The sequence below is a fragment of the Rhizobium sp. CCGE 510 genome (assembly GCF_000292525.1).
Classification (GTDB): domain Bacteria; phylum Pseudomonadota; class Alphaproteobacteria; order Rhizobiales; family Rhizobiaceae; genus Rhizobium.
The window spans coordinates 1-17,608 of the sequence record NZ_AEYF01000018.1 but is presented as its reverse complement, the minus strand read 5'-3'; the positions used below and the strand labels follow the sequence as shown (position 1 = coordinate 17,608).

The following is a 17,608-nucleotide window of genomic DNA, read 5'->3' as shown; positions in this document are numbered from 1 at the left end:
CCAATTGCATCGGATATCCTCTCGCTCTAACTTCCTGACGACACGCCGCTCGATCGATGGAAACTCTTGATGCTGAAGCCTGTGCTTTGCCTTATGGAGCGGTTCAGCTTCTCATCGAAGCGCAGACCCGCTCTAACCTTTTGTTTCCACGCAATTCCGGACGCAAAACCGCTGCGCACTTTTGCTGGAATTGCTCCATCTCGTTTTTTCGCCGCAATTCCGGACACAAAACCGCTGCGCACTTTTGCTGGAATTGCTCCATCTCGTTTTTTCGCCGCAATTCCGGACACAAAACCGCTGCGCACTTTTGCTGGAATTGCTTCATCTCTTTTTTTCGCCGCAATTCCGGACGCAAAACCGCTGCGCACTTTTGCTGGAATTGCTCTGGCATGCCTGATGCCATTTGCCACGGACGCGCTTGCGGCCGATAGCGGTGCCGCCGGTTTCGCCACCAAGGCGACGCAGGCCTATATGATCGAGGCCGCCACCGGCACCGTGCTTCTCGCCAAGAACGAGGACCAGGACTTTTCGCCGGCTTCGCTCGCCAAGCTGATGACGATGGATCTCGTCTTCGAGGCGGTGACGAAGGGCCAGATCACCTTCGATACCGAATATCCGGTTTCCGAGTATGCCTGGCGGACCGGCGGGGCTCCGTCGAGGACGGCAACGATGTTTGCCAGCCTCAAATCGCGCGTGCGCGTCGAGGACCTGATCAAGGGCATCGCCATTCAGGGCGCCAATGACAGCTGTATCATCCTCGCTGAAGGCATGGCCGGAAGCGAGCAGCAATTTGCCGTGTCGATGACGCGGCGCGCCCGTGAGCTCGGCATGGCGAAGGCCGAGTTCGGCAATTCCACCGGCCTTCCCGATGGGAAGAGCAAGGTGACGGCGCGCGAGATGGTGACGCTGGCCACCGCTCTGCAGCAGTCCTATCCGAACCTCTATCCCTATTTCGCGCAGCCGGATTTCGAGTGGAACAAGATTTTCCAACGCAACCGCAATCCGCTGCTCGGGCTCGATCTCGGCGCCGACGGGCTGGCAACCGGCTTTACCGAGGGGGAGGGTTATTCGATCGTCGCCTCGGTCGAGCGCGACGGCAGGCGGCTGTTTCTGGCGCTTGCCGGCATCGCTTCCGACAAGGAGCGCACGGAGGAGGCTAAGCGGGTGCTCGAATGGGGGCTGACCGCCTTTGAGAACCGGCAAATCTTCGCCGACAAGGAAGTGATTGGAGCCGCCAGTGTCTATGGCGGCACGGCGCGCACCGTCGATCTCATCGCCAGGGCGCCGGTCAGCGTCTACATTCCGATCAGCAATCCCGACAGGCTTTCTGCACGCATCGTCTATCGCTGGCCGCTGACGGCGCCGGTGACGCCGGAAACCCAGGCAGGCACACTCAGGATTTTCGCGGGCAGCCGGCTGCTCAGGGAAGTCCCACTCTACACTGTGCAAGCGATCGGTGAGGGTTCGCTTAGCAGCCGGGCGGTCGACGCCATGCTGGAACTCGGCGAATCGCTGTTCTTCTCCTGGCTCTGGGACAAGTCCGCGCCCGGCTGAACGCCTGGGCTTGAACGCCCGACCTTCTGATACAATTTGCCGGGAAAGGTGAATATGTCGCCGCGGCGAAAGGTTTTCCTCGCTGATATCTTCGGATAGATAGAAGAGATGGCGCGCGCGTGCGGCGCCTGGAATGCGGGAAGTTGTCATTGTCAGCCGGTACGGGATTGTTCGTTACGTTTGAAGGCGGGGAAGGCGCTGGGAAATCCACGCAGATCCGCCGCCTCGCCGAGGCACTGAAGGGCGAAGGTCGCGACGTGCTGATGACGCGCGAACCCGGCGGATCGCCGGGTGCCGAGGCCGTGCGCCATGTGCTGCTGTCAGGGGCTGCCGAAGCGTTCGGCACGCGGATGGAGGCGATCCTTTTTGCCGCGGCGCGAAACGACCATGTCGAAGAGGTAATCCGACCAGCGCTGGCCGCCGGCAAGATCGTACTCTGCGACCGCTTCATTGATTCCTCCCGCGTCTACCAAGGCATCACCGGCAATCTCGAGCCCGATTTCATCGAAACGCTGCAGCGTATCGCCATCAACGGCGTGATACCGGATTGCACTGTGATCCTCGACATCCCCGCCAAGATCGGACTGGAGCGGGCGCAGAAGCGCGCGGCCGCCGACGCTCCCGATCGCTTCGAGAAAGAGCGGCTCGAAACGCACGAGAAACGCCGCGAAGCCTTTCTCGATATCGCAGCTCACGAGCCGGAGCGCTGTCACGTGGTCAACGCCATGCAGGTGGAAGAGGCGATTGCCGGCGAGATCCTGGCGATCGTCCAACAGCTCATGTCGCCCGCAGCCCGTGCCCGCACGCCGGAAGCCGCACATCATGAGTGACGCCCGTTATGAATGAGGAAAGGCCGGGACTGATCGACGGCGCCATCTGGCCGGGGGAAAATACCAGGCTATTCGGCCATGAGGAAGCGGAAGCCTTCCTTGCGCAATCCTACCGGTCCGGCAAGGGCCACCACGCCATCCTGATCGAGGGGCCTGAGGGCATCGGTAAGGCGACGCTCGCCTTCCGCTTTGCCAATCACGTGCTCTCGCATCCCGATCCCGAGAGAGCGCCGGAGACGATCGGCGATCCGGATCCGGCCTCTCCCGTCAGCCGGCAGATCGCCTCCGGCGCCTCGCATAATCTCCTGCATCTTGCCCGGCCGGTCGACGAAAAGACCGGCAAGGTGAAGTCGTCGATCACCGTCGACGAGGTGCGCCGCGCCGGCAAGTTCTTCTCGCAGACCTCAGGCACCGGCAACTGGCGGATCGTCATCATCGATCCGGCCGACGACATGAACCGCAATGCGGCCAACGCCATCCTGAAGATCCTGGAAGAGCCGCCGAAGCGGGCGCTGTTCCTGGTGCTCTCGCATGCGCCGGGACGATTGCTGCCGACGATCCGCTCGCGCTGCCTGCCGCTGAAACTGGCGCCGCTGGCCGACGATGCGCTGGTGGCGGCGCTTGCTCATCTCGGCATATCAGGCGAGGGCGGGGCGGTGCTTTCGGCCGCCAAGGGCAGCGTCGGCGAGGCGCTGAAACTTTTGAACTACGGCGGCGGCGAGATCATCGCCGCCTATGACGAGATGCTGGCGGCGGAAGGGCCGACGGCGCGCAAGGCGATGCATCGGCTGGCCGACGCGCTTTCGGGCAGGGAAAGCGACACGATCTTCGATTTCTTCGTCAGCCATGTCGGCGACGACATCATGAACCGGGCTCGCGCAGCGGCAGGCGAAGGCGAGATCGCTGTCGCGGAGCGGCTGGCGCGGCTCTATTCCGAGATCACCGAGCGGCTCACCATTTCGGACGCCTATAACCTCGATCGCAAACAGACGATCATCAGCATTCTCGCCGATATCAAGCAGCCGGGCCTCTAAGGCGCACCGCGATCAGCCGGCCAAGAGCTTGGCTGCGACGACGGCGAGCGTCACGGCAAGGACGATACGGATGGTGCGTTCGTGCAGCTTCGGCGCCAGAAGGCTGCCGATGATGATGCCGGGGATAGAGCCGATGAGCAGGGCAAACAGCATCGGCCAGTCGATTTCGCCGATCAACCAATAGCCCGTGCCGCCGATCAGGGTCAGCGGAACCGCATGGACGATGTCCGAACCGACGATCTCGCGCACGTCGAGCCTGGGATAAAGGACCAGCAGGATCGTCACACCCAGCGCGCCGGCACCGACGGAGGTCAGGGTGACGAGAACGCCGAGAAGAAATCCGAGACCGACGGTGAGAGCGAGGATGGTCGCCGGCTTTGGCGGTGTGCGATCGCCGAGGGCGCGCCGCGCCAATTCAAGTATCTGGGCCCGGAAGATCAGCATGATCGCGGTCATGACAAGCAGCCAGCCAAGCGCCGAGGTGATCGTGTTGGTCACGCCGATGCTTTTGCGATCGACGCCGGCCAGCAACCAGAGCATCAGCAAGGCGGCCGGCAGGCTGCCGGCTGCGAGGCTGCCGACGATCTTCCAGTTGACGCGCCCGTGCATGCCGTGAACGGCGGTACCGGCGGTCTTGGTGATCGCCGCATAGAGAAGATCGGTGCCGACGGCGGTTGCGGGATGGACGCCGAAGAGCAGCACCAGCAACGGTGTCATCAGCGAACCGCCACCAACGCCGGTGATGCCGACGAGCGCGCCGACAAACAGGCCCGAAAGCGAATAGAGAGGCTCAAACGTCAATCAAGCGCCTCCGACGGCGCGCGGCCACGACAAACCGGATAGATGAAAACTGGCACTTCGTTCTGTCCCGCCCTCTTTTCCATGACGGGTAGATTGCTGCAGAAGCTGAGTCAAGTTCGCCACGCCGACGTCCCGGAAATCATTGGCGGCGGTAAAACTTGATGTTTCGCTTGACGGTGACATGCGCTAAGAGCGGCTGACCATTTTTATAGACTTAGCCGGACATTGGCCGCCATGACAGACAAGACCCCCTTCTACATCACCACCGCGATTTCCTACCCCAATGGCAAGCCGCATATCGGCCATGCCTATGAGTTGATCGCAACGGATGCGATGGCGCGCTACCAGCGCCTTGATGGCAGGGACGTGTTCTTCCTGACCGGAACCGACGAACACGGGCAGAAGATGCAGCAGACAGCGCGCGCCGAGGGGATCACCGCGCAGGCGCTCGCCGATCGCAACTCCGGCGAATTCCAGGCGATGGCCAAGCTGCTCAATGCCTCGAATGATGACTTCATCCGCACCACGCAGGAGCGTCATCGCGAGACATCGCGGAATATCTGGAACCTGATGGCCGACAACGGCGACATCTACAAGGATAGCTACGCCGGCTGGTATTCGGTGCGCGACGAGGCCTATTACCAGGAAAACGAGACGGAGCTGCGCGCCGACGGCGTGCGCTACGGGCCGCAGGGCACGCCCGTCGAGTGGGTGGAAGAGGCAAGCTATTTCTTTAAGCTATCCGAATACCAGGAGAAGCTGCTTGCCCATTACGAGGCGAACCCCGATTTCATCGGCCCGGCCGAGCGCCGCAACGAGGTGATCTCTTTCGTCAAGTCTGGCCTCAAGGACCTCTCGGTCTCGCGCACGACCTTCGACTGGGGCATCAAAGTGCCGAACGATCCGGCCCATGTCATGTATGTCTGGGTCGACGCGCTGACCAACTACATCACCGCGACCGGCTATATCGAGGACAGGAACGGTCCGCTGGCAAAATACTGGCCGACCGACGTGCACATCATCGGCAAGGACATCATCCGCTTCCATGCGGTCTATTGGCCGGCCTTCCTGATGTCGGCAAAACTGCCGCTGCCGAAGCGGGTCTTTGCCCATGGCTTCCTGCTCAACAAGGGCGAGAAGATGTCGAAGTCGCTCGGCAATGTCATCGATCCCGTCAATCTGGTGAACCATTTCGGCCTCGACCAGGTGCGTTACTTCTTCCTGCGGGAAGTGTCCTTCGGCCAGGATGGCAGTTACAGCGAAGAGGCGATCGGTGTCCGCATCAACTCCGACCTCGCCAATGGCATCGGCAATCTCGCCAGCCGCTCGCTGTCGATGATCGTCAAGAACTGCGACGGCAAGATCCCCGAATGCGGGCCGCTCAGCGACGAGGACAGGGCCATGCTGGCGCAGGCCGATGCGCTGCACGCCTCGACGCGCGAAGACATGGGCAAGCAGCAGATCCACCGGGCGCTCGCCTCGATCATCTCGGTCGTGTCCGAGACCGACCGCTATTTCGCCGGCCAGGCGCCATGGGCGCTGAAGAAGACCGATCCCGAGCGGATGGGCACGGTGCTCTATGTCACGGCAGAAGTGGTGCGCCAGATCGCCATCCTGCTGCAGCCGTTCATGCCGGAATCATCGGGCAAGCTGCTGGACCTCGTCGCGGCATCCGAAGACAAGCGCGACTTCGCCGCTCTTGGGCAAGCCGGCCGCCTCGTGTCCGGAACGCCGCTCGAAGCGCCGACGCCGGTCTTCCCGCGCTATGTGGCTCCGGAGGCTTGAGGCCGTGCTGATCGATACGCATTGCCATCTTGATTTCGCCGACTTCGAGGCGGAGCGCGACGAAATCGTTGCGCGCGCCCATCAAGCCGGCATTGGGCAGATGGTGACGATCTCGACGCGGGTGCGCAAGCTCGACGCGCTGCTTGAAATCACCGAAAAATATCCATCGGTGTTTTGCTCGGTCGGTACACATCCGAACAATGCCGATGAAGAGCTGGATATCCAGACGGAAGAGTTGGTGCGGCTTGCCAATGCCCATGACAAGGTGGTGGCGATCGGCGAGGCCGGTCTCGACTATTTCTACGATACGCAGAAGCCCGAGGACCAGCAGACCGGCTTCCGCCGTCATATCGCGGCGGCGCGCGAAACGCAGCTGCCGCTGGTCATCCACAGCCGCAGCGCCGATGAGGATATGGCAGCGATCCTGACCGAGGAAACGGGGAAGGGGGCCTTCCCCTTCATCCTGCACTGCTTCTCGGCTGGCCCGGAACTGGCACGGACCGGCGTCGAACTCGGCGGCTATGTTTCCTTTTCGGGCATCCTGACCTTCCCGAAGTCGGAAGAGCTGCGCGAGATCGCCAAGACGGTTCCGCAGGATCGGCTGTTGGTGGAAACCGACGCGCCGTATCTGGCGCCGAAGCGTTGGCGCGGCAAGCGCAACGAACCGTCCTATGTCGTCAACACCGCAGAGGTGCTCGCCGAGACGATCGGCCTTTCCTATGCAGACGTCGCGCGGATCACGACAGACAACGCATTGCGCCTGTTTACGAAGATGCCGAGGGTCTAACGGCGTGCTCTACCGGCGGCGCTTCACCATTCTCGGCTGTTCGTCGTCACCCGGCGTGCCGCGCATTACCGGCGACTGGGGCGCCTGCAATCCCGACAATCCGAAGAACCGGCGCACCCGCGCCGCATTCATGGTGCAGCAATTTTCGCCGGATGGCGGTGTCACCACCGTCGTCATCGACACCGGACCGGATTTTCGCGAGCAGATGATCAGGGCAGGGGCCGACCATGTCGATGCCGTGCTCTACAGTCACCCGCATGCGGATCATATTCACGGCATCGATGATCTGCGCGGCTATTTTCACAACACCCGCCGCCGAGTGCCGATCTTTGCCGACCAATACACGATGGACAGGCTGCGGGAGGCCTTCGGCTATTGCCTGGAAACGCCGCCGGGCAGCAATTATCCGCCGATCGTGCTGCCTGTTGTCATCGAAAACCTCGACGAACCGGTCGAAATCCGCGGCCCCGGCGGCAAGATACAGTTTCATCCGCATATCCAGCAGCACGGCGATATTCACTCGCTCGGTTTCCGTATCGGCGATGTGGCTTATTGCAGCGATATCAGCGATTTTCCGCCGCAGACCGTCAACAAGCTGCAGAATCTCGATGTGCTGATCATCGACGCGCTGCAATATACTTATCATCCGAGCCACCTGTCGCTGGAACAGTCGCTGGACTGGATCGGCCGGCTGAAGCCGAAACAGGCGATCCTCACACATATGCACACGCCGCTCGATTACGACGCGGTGATGGCTGAGACGCCGGACAATGTGGTGCCGGCCTATGACCAGATGAGTTTCGAAATCGAAGTGAGGATCGGGGTCTGAACCCCGACCCCCGACCCTACACATAGGGTCACTGCATGTAAGGCATAACCTCGACGGCGCCGCGATAGATCATGTCGATCGAAACGTAGAGAATGATCAGCAAGCCGACATAGGCGATCCAGCGGTGATTGGTGAGCAACCGGGCGATCAGGTTGGCAGCGATGCCCATCAGCGCGATCGACAGGGCAAGACCGATGACCAGCACGCTCGGATGTTCGCGCGCGGCGCCGGCAACAGCCAGCACGTTGTCGAGCGACATCGAGACGTCGGCGATGACGATCTGGGTCGCCGCCTGGAAGAAGGTCTTTCTCGGCGCGCCTTCGGCATCCGCGGCATCGTGATTGTCACCATGGCCGGCACGAATCTCGCGCCACATCTTCCAGCAGACCCACAGGAGGAGCAGGCCGCCGGCCAGCAGCAGGCCGACAACCGCCAGCAGATAGACCGCGACGCTGGCAAAGAGAATACGCAGGATGGTCGCTGCCAGAATGCCGACGATAATCGCCTTGCGCCGTTGGGTGGCCTCGAGGCCGGCGGCGGCAAGACCGATAACCACGGCGTTGTCGCCAGCGAGAACGAGGTCGATAGCAATGACCTGCAGCAAAGCCGTCAGACCGGCTGCCGTAAAGATGTCCATATGAATTATCCCCGATGCGTCAAGAGCCGTGCTAGCGTCTCGAAGGTTAGACGTCAACCGCAACAGCGCTTTGAATTGCGGCAGCGCCGGACAACGATCCTCGATGCCAAAACGTTCCTCATTTCGATATCGGGGAGCCGCCGGTATCTCCTCCGCGTTCGCTTGGAACATTCCTGTGGTCCACCTGTTTTTCTGATCAGGAAACCAGCCGGCGGATCGACGGCGTGGGTCTATGCATCGAGAGGAGATTCCTATGAGCAGCATTTACAACGATACCAATCCAGCTTTCTCAGGCCCGACAGGGAGCGGCAGCCTCACGGCATTTTTCGATAGCCGCTCGGAAGCCGAGTCCGCCGTGTCCCGTCTGGAAGACGCCGGCGTGCCGGTTGCGAGGATCAGGTTGATGCCGGGGTATGAGGCGGATGGAAAGACCGCCGGCACGATGAGCGACGACCGAAGCGGTTTCTTCGACGCGCTGGCGGACTTCTTCTTTCCCGACGAGGATCGTGCGGTCTACGCAGAAGGACTGCGGCGAGGCGGCTTCCTCGTCCAGGTCAATGATATCGATAACGCGCTCTATGAGACCGTCCACGATATTCTGGACGACGAGGGCAGCATCGATATGGATGAGCGGGCGGACCTCTGGTCTTTGGAGGACGGGCAGCAAGCCGCATCCAATACCGGTTTTGCCGGCCAATCCTCTGGCGGTAAAGCGTCGGAAGACCTCGCGTTGTCCGAAAGTGCATTCGACGCGTCGCCTTCCGACGATGCACCTCCGGTCGCGATGCGCGACGCCGCGCATGGAAGCGCCAAGGTGCGTGCCTACACATTGAGCGGCAGTGGCGGCGCGCCATCGGAGGATGGCAATCGCCAATCGCAAACCCAGGCGCAAACCCAGTCGCAAGGCGGATCGCATCAGAGCCAGGGTTTCCGACGCGACCATTGAGAGACACCTGAATATCCCGAGGCCCGGCGGCAATGCCGGGCCTTATTTTCTCCCACCCGTCATTGGAGGACATGTCCATGCAATCATCAATCAACCGGGACGGCCACCTGCCGCTCGACCCCGATGAACTGATCGCCGAAGGTGAACCGCCGTTTGCCGATGCTGCCGCCGAGACCGCGCGTGAAAAAGCCGATCAAGACCTGACCGCCCTGCGCCAGGAGCTAAGGCTGCTGCGCGTCCGCATATCCGCGCTGCGCGAGGATGCCGAGGCGGCTCTCAAAGCCAAGGCCACATCGGTCGATGCAAACGCCCATGTTCAGCTCGGCGACTATCCTTGGGCGAAGCTCGCCGCGGCGATCGCTGCGACCTTCGTTGCTGCCAGACTAGTTCGACGCCTGCCGTTCGACCTGCTGTTTGCCGGATCTGCCGGCCATGCCTGGGAGGCAAGGCGGCGGTGACCGGTTGAGGGACCAGCGGTAGGGGTAAGAGCTGAATCAGCGAAACCAGTGCGGGAGGGGAATCAATGAATGGGCATAACCTCGGAAGGTTTCTGCTTGGCAAGCTCATTCAGAATCGCTTCAAGCGCAGCGGCCGTCGTCTGCAGGCCGGATGACTGCGCAATTTTCAGCGCCTCCCTGCAGTGAGCAAACAAGTCGTCTTGCTGGACGTGATCATTCGACCGAAACACGATGCCCGCATAGTGCGACGGGTTTCCGGCTGCATCCCTGAAGCAACGGCCGAAGGCGGCCACGGCTACGATTTGCCCGCTTCGGTCAAATACCCGATAGTCATGGCGATAGGGATTTCCAGTGATCACAGAGTCTGAAATCGCCTTGGCCACAGATGCCTTGTCGTCCGGGTGAATCCTGTCGAGGTATTTTATGATCGGCAGCCCCGAGATGGTCTGCTCCGTATCAAGCCCAAAGAGGTTTGCCAGCGCCGAATCCGCGTAAACCGTGTCGGTCGCCAAATCCCACGTGAAGATGCCAGGCTCTTCGGCAAGGTCCATTCCGTATCCCCAGTCTGACCTGCCGGTTGACCACGTCACGCGGCTGGTGCCACCCGATCTTAATCGCCTTTCGACCGGACGCAAATCGACTTTTTTAATCTTCGTCGTCCGTGCGGCCCGAGACCGCCATACAGGCTCGCGACGCGTAGCCGCTCGGCCCTCATGCGCAGCGAAGGAACCCGGGGACGACGATAGACGCTTGGAGCCGCCGTTCCCTCGAAGTAGTGTTTGGAAAAACGCCATTCAGTTCGGGGGACACCATGGATTTTTTGAACGTCGCGGCGATCGTATTCTTTCTTCTCGTCTGGGTGGCACTCGAGCCCTTGATGGCAATGGGGTGGCCGCGGCGGAACGACAGTCTTTCCGTCGACATGGTGCGCATTCGAGCGGCCTGGATGCGCGAGGTGCTGACGCGAGACAACAACTTCATCGGCGACGCGGCGATCCTCGGGCACACGATCAATTCGGCATCCTTCTTCGGATCGGCCAATCTCATCGTCATCGTCGGGCTCAGCGGTGCGCTGTTCATGGAACCGAATTATGGATCGGGCGGCGGCCTGATCGCGATGTTTGCGGCGCAGGATCCCGCCTGGTTTTTCCAGTGCAAGGTTCTCTTGATCATGGCGACGCTGTTGCGTGGCCTGTCCGATTTCATCTGGGCGGTCCGGCAGATCAACTATTGCCTTGCGGCGATCGGGGCGAGCCCTTCGCGCGATGAGGACAGGGACATCGTCAGCTGGACAAACGCCCTGACCTTGGTCTTGAACCCGGCTCTTCGATCGTTCAGCGTCGGCGTCCGGTCCTACTACTTCACCGTCGCTGCCGCATTCTGGTTCATTGGACCAATCCCCTTCATTGTCGCGACCGTGCTCAGCGTCGGCGTTTTGATCTGGCGTCAATCCTGGTCGGATGCTGCAAAGGGGATCATGGCCATACGCAGGCTGCTGGATTAGGATTGCCTGCGGTTCGGGGCAACGTCATAGTCTGCTGACCGATGATGAGCAGAAGCGATATCTTAGGGGCGGTGGCCGATGGATCGTCTCGAAGCGATGCGCATATTGCTGGCCGTCGTCGACGCCGGAAGCATCTCGGCCGGCAGCAGGAGGTTGAACGCGCCCTTGCCCAGCGTCAGCCGCAAGGTAGCCGAGCTTGAACGCCATCTTGGCGCAAACCTCATCGTCCGAACCAGCCGCAATCTTCAGCTCACCGATGCCGGCCGCGACTATGTCGACGCTGCCCGAAAAATCATTGCGGATCTCGAGGAGGCGGAGCGAAGGGCGTCGGGCGAATACCAGACGCCCAGAGGCGCGCTGACGATCACGATGCCGATCGAATATGGGAACCGCTACGTCCTGCCGGTTGCGCTCAGCTTCATGGATAAATATCCGCAGGTGTCGCTGAATCTGCTATCGCTCGACCGCACAGTCGATCTCGTGTCCGAGCAGGTGGATATCGCCATCCGTCTCGGCGACCTCGCTGACAGCTTCCTCCATGCGGTCAAAATCGGCGAATTCCGCCTGCTGACCTGCGCGAGCCCTGCCTATCTCGCGCGACATGGCGAACCTCAGTGCCCGGGCGATCTCATCGATCGCGACGGGATCGTCTTTAACAAGCGGACATTCTTCTGGACATTTGACGTCGACGGCAGGCCGGTGGAGGTGGTACCCCGCAACCGGTTGGAAGTGAATACCGCGGCGAACTGCCTCGCAGCAGCCGTCGCCGGAGCAGGAATCGCGCGGCTCTTCGACTACCAGGTTCCGGACCAGCTGGCGTCCGGCGCGCTCGTGCCCATTCTGCGGGATTTCGATGGAGCACCACAACCGATTCATATCGTCTACGCGCGCCAGGGGATTCTTGCGCTGAAGGTACGCGCTTTTGTCGACTGGGCTTTACCCAGATTGCGCGCACGATCGGAGAAGGAAGATAATCAAGCCTTATCTGAATGATGCGCGAATCTTTTCAACCGTATGTTCCGGATTTTGAAGATGTGGAAAGTGGCCGATACCCGGCAGGATATCGATTTTCTCACCGATCCTGGCAGCGAACTCCATGCCCATTTCCTTTTTGATATAGACGTCCTTTTCGCCCCAGATCAACTTGACCGGCGTCTTCAGTCGGTCGAGGTTGGCCTCGAGGACGTTCTGGTCGCGCGTGAAATTTGCGTAGTAGTAGGCAAAGGCGTCCGCTGACGTCATATCGTCAAGGCTCCACGAATGGGCCATGTCCCGCTGGACGTCGGTCGGCAGATCGAATTGCTCGACGGGCGACAGGCCGCGTCTGTGCACGTTCTGAAGGATCTCGTCGCTTGTCTTGTTCATATAGGCTCGGGTCGGCGAGGCGGTCGGCTCGGCCTTGAGGTTTTGCAGGCTCTCCCACATGTATTGCGGCCGGTCGAACGGCGCGAAGTCTCCGACGATGATCCGCCTGGCAATCGCCGGCTCATCGAGATCAAGAAGAAGAACGGGGAGGGCGGCAATATCGGTCGCATAGATCACGAGGTTCGACCGGTCGATGCCTGCCCTCTCGATATAGGCCTTCAACACCGCCGCGTAGGCTTGCGGCGCGTAGGAAAACCGTTGCAGGATCGGGCGCGACGACTGGCCGTAGCCCGGCCAATCATAGGCGTGAACGTCATAGTCGCGAGCAAGCGTGCTCGCGATATGCTTCCAGACCGTCAGCGTTTCCGGAAACCCATGCAGGAAAAGCACAGTGCCTTTTGAGTCCGGGGCGCGAACAATCATTCTTCTCAGCGTGAGGAACTTATCGATCTCGATGAAGTCGATGTCGCAGTGCGGCGTTTCTGCGGACGCCAAGACTTCGCCGAGGGGGAGGGATGAAGCAGCTCCGGCCGATGCGGGGATATTTGCGGCTTTGTTTTCAAACATACGAGATCCTTTCCTGAGCGACGGGCCCCACTGCGCCCGGTCTAGGCAAATATATGGCCACGTCATCAGCGCGAGGTAGCCGAGGAAAATGAGAGGAAACCTCTCGATTTCCCAAGGTGTCGGCGCTCCGTCGACCCACCCAAATAAGCTACCGGCCGCCAATTTGAGAAAGCTCGTTGGCGCATGGATGCGGAACGCAGAGCGTCGGGCGACAGTATAAGGAATAACTGATATGTCTGACCGAATTGAACCATGTGGTCACCAAGGGCACAGCCCTTGTCGAACCTGTCCGTTGACCCTCGATGTCATGAAAGGACACACGTCATGGCACTGCTGACTTCTTTGAACCACAGGCCTATGTCGCGACGCTCGCTGCTGCGGGGAAGTGCCGCGGTCGGCATATCCACCGTTCTCCTTCCGCTTGCGTCAGAGGCTGCCGAGGTCACCGCCGCCGCAGCCGCGGAGATCCGACCGTTCAAGGCCGAGGTTTCCGAGGGAGCGCTCGCCGATCTTAGGCGGCGACTTGCCGAAACTCGATGGCCCGACGGCGAAACCGTCACGGATCGTTCGCAGGGCGTCCAGCCCGCGAGGCTAAAGGAGCTGGTGGGCTACTGGCAGTCGTCCTACGACTGGCGCAAGGCAGAGAGCAGGCTGAATGGTTTTCCGCAATTTCTCACAAATATCGACGGACTGGACATCCATTTCATTCATGTCCGTTCCCGCCATGAAAACGCGCTGCCGTTGATCATGACCCATGGCTGGCCGGGTTCGGTGTTCGAGTTGCTTGATGTCATCGGACCGCTCACGGACCCGACGGCGCACGGCGGCTCGGCGGAGGACGCCTTCCACCTGGTTATCCCTTCGATTCCGGGGTTCGGCTTCTCCGGGAAACCTCCGGCGACGGGTTGGAACCCGCAGCGGATAGCGGCTGCCTGGGATGTGCTGATGAAGCGGCTCGACTATATCAGCTATGTCGCGCAAGGCGGCGACTGGGGCGCGATTATCAGCGACGCCTTGGGGCGCCAGGCGCCCGATGGGCTGCTCGCGATCCACGTCAACAGGGTCGAGCGGGCCACGACGTTCCCATCCGATGCAGCCCAAGCTCTAAAAAATGGAGGACCGGCTCCGGACAGCCTGTCTGCGGACGAGAAGGTCGTCTTCGACGAGGCGCGGGACTTCCTCAACAATGGCTTCGGCTATGCGGCACTCATGAGCACGCGTCCGGAGACGGTCGGTTACGGCATTGCGGATTCTCCGGTTGGCCTCGCCGCCTGGCTTTACGACAAGATTGCTGACTGGGTGTTTACCCGAGGCGATCCGGAACAGGCGCTTGGCAAGGATGCCATTCTCGACAACATCACGCTGTACTGGCTGACGAACACGGGTACCTCAAGTGGCCGTATCTATTGGGAAAACGCCATGGCGGGCGCGCAGCTCACGGCGGTCAAAGTACCGGTCGCCGTCACCATATTCCCCGGAGAGGTCTACAAGCCGCCAAAGAAGTGGTTGTCGAAGGCCTATCCGAAGCTCATCTACTACAACCGCGTCTCCGAGGGTGGCCACTTCGCGGCCTGGGAGGAGCCGGAACTCTTCAGTCAGGAGATCAGGGCAGGGTTCAAGACCGTGCGGTCGTGAGCCGCCGATGGGGGCGGGGCGACATAGCGTTGACCGCCAGTGATCAAGCGACGAGTTCACGGACCAGTCGCTGATCCTCGCATCGGGCATTGATCAGGTTTGTGTCCGCAGACGGGTTCGTCGATTGACGTTGATTGTGCAACGCTTCACAAAGTCCGAAGTTGCTACCAACCAAGCAGAAGCGACGCCAACTTCGCGGGGACCACGGCTACATGCGCATCAACGACGACCGTCATTTTTTCGGCAAAGTGTTCCCATTCCTGGCGGTGGTATTTTCGACGCTTCTGCTCGCGAGCGTAACAGGCGCCACAGCGGCCGAACCGACCAATTCCTCGGGACCGATCCGGGTTATCATCGAATTGCCGAATGATGATGCCGGACGTGCGCTGGTCAATCGGATCGTCCCCGGCACTCAGGAACCGACACAACCGGCAGCAGACCCGCAAGAGGCGGAATCGCCGTCGATTGCCACCGCATTACAGGATTTGCGCCAAAGGTTGCTCATACTCGTCGATGCAGTCCCGACCCTTCCTGGGCAGATCCAAACAGCGATCCGGGTCTTCCAAACGGATGATCGTATCGATGCTGTCGGACTGGTCCTGGCGGTTACGCTGTTCATAGCAGGCGGATTCGCTGCGCAGCGCCTTGCCTGGTGGTCCGGGCGAGGGCTGCTTCATTTTGTGCTGACCGCGCCTGCCGACACCGTGCGGCAGCGGATCAAGCTGCATGCGAGCCGGCTTTCAATGGGCCTTCTCGCGTTGGCCGGTTACCTGATCGGCAGCCTCGGCGCGTTTATCCTCTTTCCATGGCCTGCCGTCTTTCGCGATATTGCGCTCATTCTGCTATCAGCGGCGCTGATGATGCGCCTTGGCGTGCTTGTGGGCCGCATCGTCATCGCGCCCGGCGCACGGCTGCCGCATATGCGGCTTCTGACACTTGCTACCTCGCTTGCCTGGTTCTGGTACTATTGGCTCCTCGCAATCGTCGCCGTGCTGGCGGCTGGCTGGGCGATAATGGAGGTGTTCCAGACCATCGGGGCTTCGCCCATCCTGGTCGACCTCTTTACTGCGGCGTGGCTCGGCGTCGTTTCGATCACGCTGATCGCCATGATTTGGCTGCGGCATTTTCGTACTGATGGGCCGCCGGTGAACCGGCTGGTCTGTGTCGGCTTCAGCGCGAGCATCGTACTATCATGGCTGTTATGGGTGTCCGGGCTCCGCGGAGCGTTCTGGACGTTGATCGTCATGGCGCTTCTGCCGCTCACCGTTGCCGTGGCTCGTGATATCATTGGTCGCATTATACGATCCGGCGGCGAGCACGCCGTCGAGGATCCAGCCATCGTCGGATGGTCGGTGGTCATCATGCAAACGCTGCGTAACGGCCTCATCGTGGTCGCCGCGCTGCTCATTGCCCGTTCGTGGAATGTCAATCTCAGTGACCTTGCCGCAGCCGAAACGGTGACCACACGTTTGATCCGCGCAGGAATCCGTATCGTTATCGTGCTGCTGGTGACCGACGTCATCTGGAAGCTCGCAAGCACGCTGATCGACAGCCAGATGGCGGTAGCGTCGCGAAGTGCGGAGGCGGGGCATCAGGATGGACCCGACGTGCGTCGACGTCAGCGGTTGAATACGCTGCTTCCGATCCTTCGCAACGTGCTGTTTCTGGCGATCGGGGCTGTCGGCTTCCTGATGATCCTGGATGCCGTCGGCATTCAGATCGGACCGCTGCTGGCCGGCGCCGGCGTCGTCGGCATAGCCGTCGGTTTCGGTGCACAAACACTGGTCAAGGACATCATCTCCGGCGTCTTTTATCTGTTCGACGATGCCTTTCGCATCGGTGAGTACATTCAGGCGGCAAAATACAAAGGGACGGTCGAAGGTTTCTCGCTGCGATCCATCCGCCTGCGACACCATCGCGGTCCGGTCACCATCGTTCCCTTCGGCGAACTCGGCGCGGTGCAGAACCTCAGCCGCGACTGGGTGATCGACATCATTACGCTTACCCTGAACTATGACAGCGACCTTGAGGAAGTCCGCAAGACCATCAAGCGCATCGGCGTCGAGCTTCTGGAAGATGCCGAACTCGGACCCAACATCATCGAGCCCTTGAAAATGCAAGGCATCGAGCAGATGGCCGATTACGGTGTGCAAATTCGGCTGAAATTCATGGCCAAACCCGGCGAACAATTCGGCGTTCGCCGCAAGGCCCTTGCCATGCTCAAGAAGACATTCGCGGAAAAAGGCATCCAGTTTGCAACGCCGACCGTCCATGTTTCCAGCGGAACGGGAGATGCAGCAGCTTCCGCCGCTGCCGCGGAACTACAAAGGCCATCAAAAGTCATCCCAACACCTGAGGAGTAACCGCGTCGAGCCACGGGCAGCTTTCCATCGAACGCTAGTGAAGCAACAGTCTGACCTACGAGGGATCGTCCGGACGATGTGCTTCAAAAGGCAAACTCGCGAAAACTGGTTTGAAAGAGTGGGACGCTCAGATGGATGACGACGGTATGTGATTGTAATCAAATGGCATCCTATTGTTCCATAATCTGTCTTATGCGATATTGGTATGTAGCCGGGCACATTCTATCTCGAACTGCAACAAAGGCGCTAAGCTGCCTGCTTTTCGGGAGCCATGGTTTGAGCCGTACCTTTTCGCATTTGAGTTTTGACGAACGCCGATCGATTTCCAGGATGTTGGATCAGAAGTTTAGCCAGTCTGAGATCGCCAGACGCCTTGGCCGGGACCGTGCGACCATCTCCCGGGAGATCAAACGCAACTACTGGCACGATCAGGAATTGCCCGATGCCGAGGGCTATTGGGCGATGACCGCCAACGACATGGCGCACGAAAGGCGCCGGCGGATCGGCAAGCTC

The 17,608-nt window shown here is 60.6% G+C and carries 18 protein-coding genes; 13 read left to right on the top strand and 5 right to left on the bottom strand.

Translation table 11 applies throughout. The annotated features are described in order from the left end of the window. Positions 1–26: 26 nt before the first annotated feature. The gene (locus RCCGE510_RS35140; protein WP_192815293.1) at positions 27–410 is read right to left on the bottom strand and encodes a hypothetical protein; all 384 of its coding nucleotides are present in this window, start codon (positions 408–410) and stop codon (positions 27–29) included. Between RCCGE510_RS35140 and RCCGE510_RS08565 the strand changes: the two genes are divergently transcribed. The 3 genes from RCCGE510_RS08565 (at position 397) to RCCGE510_RS08555 (ending at position 3,418) form a co-directional block, all read left to right on the top strand. Further along, on the top strand, positions 397–1,554 hold the full coding sequence (locus RCCGE510_RS08565) for a D-alanyl-D-alanine carboxypeptidase family protein (RefSeq protein ID WP_007629079.1): 1,158 nt from the start codon (positions 397–399) through the stop codon (positions 1,552–1,554). The genes RCCGE510_RS35140 and RCCGE510_RS08565 overlap by 14 nt on opposite strands. A 149-nt stretch (positions 1,555–1,703) precedes the next feature. After that, a complete protein-coding gene (gene tmk / locus RCCGE510_RS08560) occupies positions 1,704–2,384 on the top strand; it encodes a dTMP kinase (RefSeq protein WP_037078183.1) in 681 nt (226 codons plus the stop codon). An 8-nt stretch (positions 2,385–2,392) separates the two neighbouring features. Beyond that, positions 2,393–3,418: a DNA polymerase III subunit delta' gene (locus RCCGE510_RS08555; RefSeq protein WP_007629075.1), complete on the top strand. Its 1,026-nt coding sequence runs from the start codon at positions 2,393–2,395 to the stop codon at positions 3,416–3,418. A gap of 12 nt (positions 3,419–3,430) precedes the next feature. On the opposite strand, the gene RCCGE510_RS08550 is transcribed toward RCCGE510_RS08555, so the two are convergent. Further along, the gene (locus tag RCCGE510_RS08550) at positions 3,431–4,219 is read right to left on the bottom strand and encodes a sulfite exporter TauE/SafE family protein (protein WP_007629073.1); all 789 of its coding nucleotides are present in this window, start codon (positions 4,217–4,219) and stop codon (positions 3,431–3,433) included. 234 nt (positions 4,220–4,453) lie between these two features. On the opposite strand from RCCGE510_RS08550, the gene metG reads away from it, so the two are divergent. From metG to RCCGE510_RS08535, 3 genes are read left to right on the top strand one after another with little or no spacing between them, the layout of a single operon-like run. Then, the gene (gene metG, locus RCCGE510_RS08545) at positions 4,454–6,004 is read left to right on the top strand and encodes a methionine--tRNA ligase (RefSeq protein WP_007629068.1); all 1,551 of its coding nucleotides are present in this window, start codon (positions 4,454–4,456) and stop codon (positions 6,002–6,004) included. A gap of 4 nt (positions 6,005–6,008) precedes the next feature. Beyond that, positions 6,009–6,791, top strand: coding sequence for a TatD family hydrolase (locus RCCGE510_RS08540; RefSeq protein WP_007629067.1), 783 nt, complete (start codon positions 6,009–6,011; stop codon positions 6,789–6,791). Positions 6,792–6,795: 4 nt separating this feature from the next. After that, a complete protein-coding gene (locus RCCGE510_RS08535) occupies positions 6,796–7,620 on the top strand; it encodes an MBL fold metallo-hydrolase (protein WP_007629066.1) in 825 nt (274 codons plus the stop codon). A gap of 28 nt (positions 7,621–7,648) precedes the next feature. Here RCCGE510_RS08535 and RCCGE510_RS08530 read toward each other — a convergent pair whose 3' ends face one another. Beyond that, a complete protein-coding gene (locus RCCGE510_RS08530) occupies positions 7,649–8,257 on the bottom strand; it encodes a TerC family protein (protein ID WP_007629065.1) in 609 nt (202 codons plus the stop codon). A 253-nt stretch (positions 8,258–8,510) separates the two neighbouring features. Between RCCGE510_RS08530 and RCCGE510_RS08525 the strand changes: the two genes are divergently transcribed. Both RCCGE510_RS08525 and RCCGE510_RS08520 read left to right on the top strand, forming a co-directional pair. After that, positions 8,511–9,203, top strand: coding sequence for a hypothetical protein (locus tag RCCGE510_RS08525; RefSeq protein ID WP_007629064.1), 693 nt, complete (start codon positions 8,511–8,513; stop codon positions 9,201–9,203). A gap of 77 nt (positions 9,204–9,280) precedes the next feature. After that, positions 9,281–9,661: a hypothetical protein gene (locus tag RCCGE510_RS08520; RefSeq protein ID WP_007629063.1), complete on the top strand. Its 381-nt coding sequence runs from the start codon at positions 9,281–9,283 to the stop codon at positions 9,659–9,661. 62 nt (positions 9,662–9,723) lie between these two features. On the opposite strand, the gene RCCGE510_RS08515 is transcribed toward RCCGE510_RS08520, so the two are convergent. Then, a complete protein-coding gene (locus RCCGE510_RS08515) occupies positions 9,724–10,212 on the bottom strand; it encodes a PAS domain-containing protein (protein ID WP_007629062.1) in 489 nt (162 codons plus the stop codon). 260 nt (positions 10,213–10,472) lie between these two features. Here RCCGE510_RS08515 and RCCGE510_RS08510 point away from each other — a divergent pair, with 260 nt between their 5' ends. Further along, a complete protein-coding gene (locus RCCGE510_RS08510; protein ID WP_007629059.1) occupies positions 10,473–11,165 on the top strand; it encodes a DUF599 family protein in 693 nt (230 codons plus the stop codon). Between the two features lie 78 nt (positions 11,166–11,243). Continuing rightward, complete coding sequence (locus tag RCCGE510_RS08505) at positions 11,244–12,158, top strand: LysR family transcriptional regulator (protein ID WP_007629057.1); 915 nt, start codon at positions 11,244–11,246, stop codon at positions 12,156–12,158. Here the strand turns inward: RCCGE510_RS08505 and RCCGE510_RS08500 are convergent. Next, positions 12,147–13,097 (bottom strand): alpha/beta hydrolase, encoded by a 951-nt coding sequence (locus RCCGE510_RS08500; protein ID WP_007629056.1) that lies wholly within the window; start codon positions 13,095–13,097, stop codon positions 12,147–12,149. The two genes, RCCGE510_RS08505 and RCCGE510_RS08500, sit on opposite strands and share 12 nt — an antisense overlap. A 324-nt stretch (positions 13,098–13,421) precedes the next feature. On the opposite strand from RCCGE510_RS08500, the gene RCCGE510_RS08495 reads away from it, so the two are divergent. The 3 genes from RCCGE510_RS08495 to RCCGE510_RS08485 form a co-directional block, all read left to right on the top strand. After that, the gene (locus tag RCCGE510_RS08495) at positions 13,422–14,732 is read left to right on the top strand and encodes an epoxide hydrolase family protein (RefSeq protein WP_037078179.1); all 1,311 of its coding nucleotides are present in this window, start codon (positions 13,422–13,424) and stop codon (positions 14,730–14,732) included. A gap of 212 nt (positions 14,733–14,944) precedes the next feature. Then, the gene (locus RCCGE510_RS08490; RefSeq protein WP_007629051.1) at positions 14,945–17,095 is read left to right on the top strand and encodes a mechanosensitive ion channel family protein; all 2,151 of its coding nucleotides are present in this window, start codon (positions 14,945–14,947) and stop codon (positions 17,093–17,095) included. Between the two features lie 276 nt (positions 17,096–17,371). After that, a partial coding sequence (locus RCCGE510_RS08485; protein ID WP_037078244.1) for a helix-turn-helix domain-containing protein occupies positions 17,372–17,608 on the top strand: 237 nt, incomplete at its 3' end.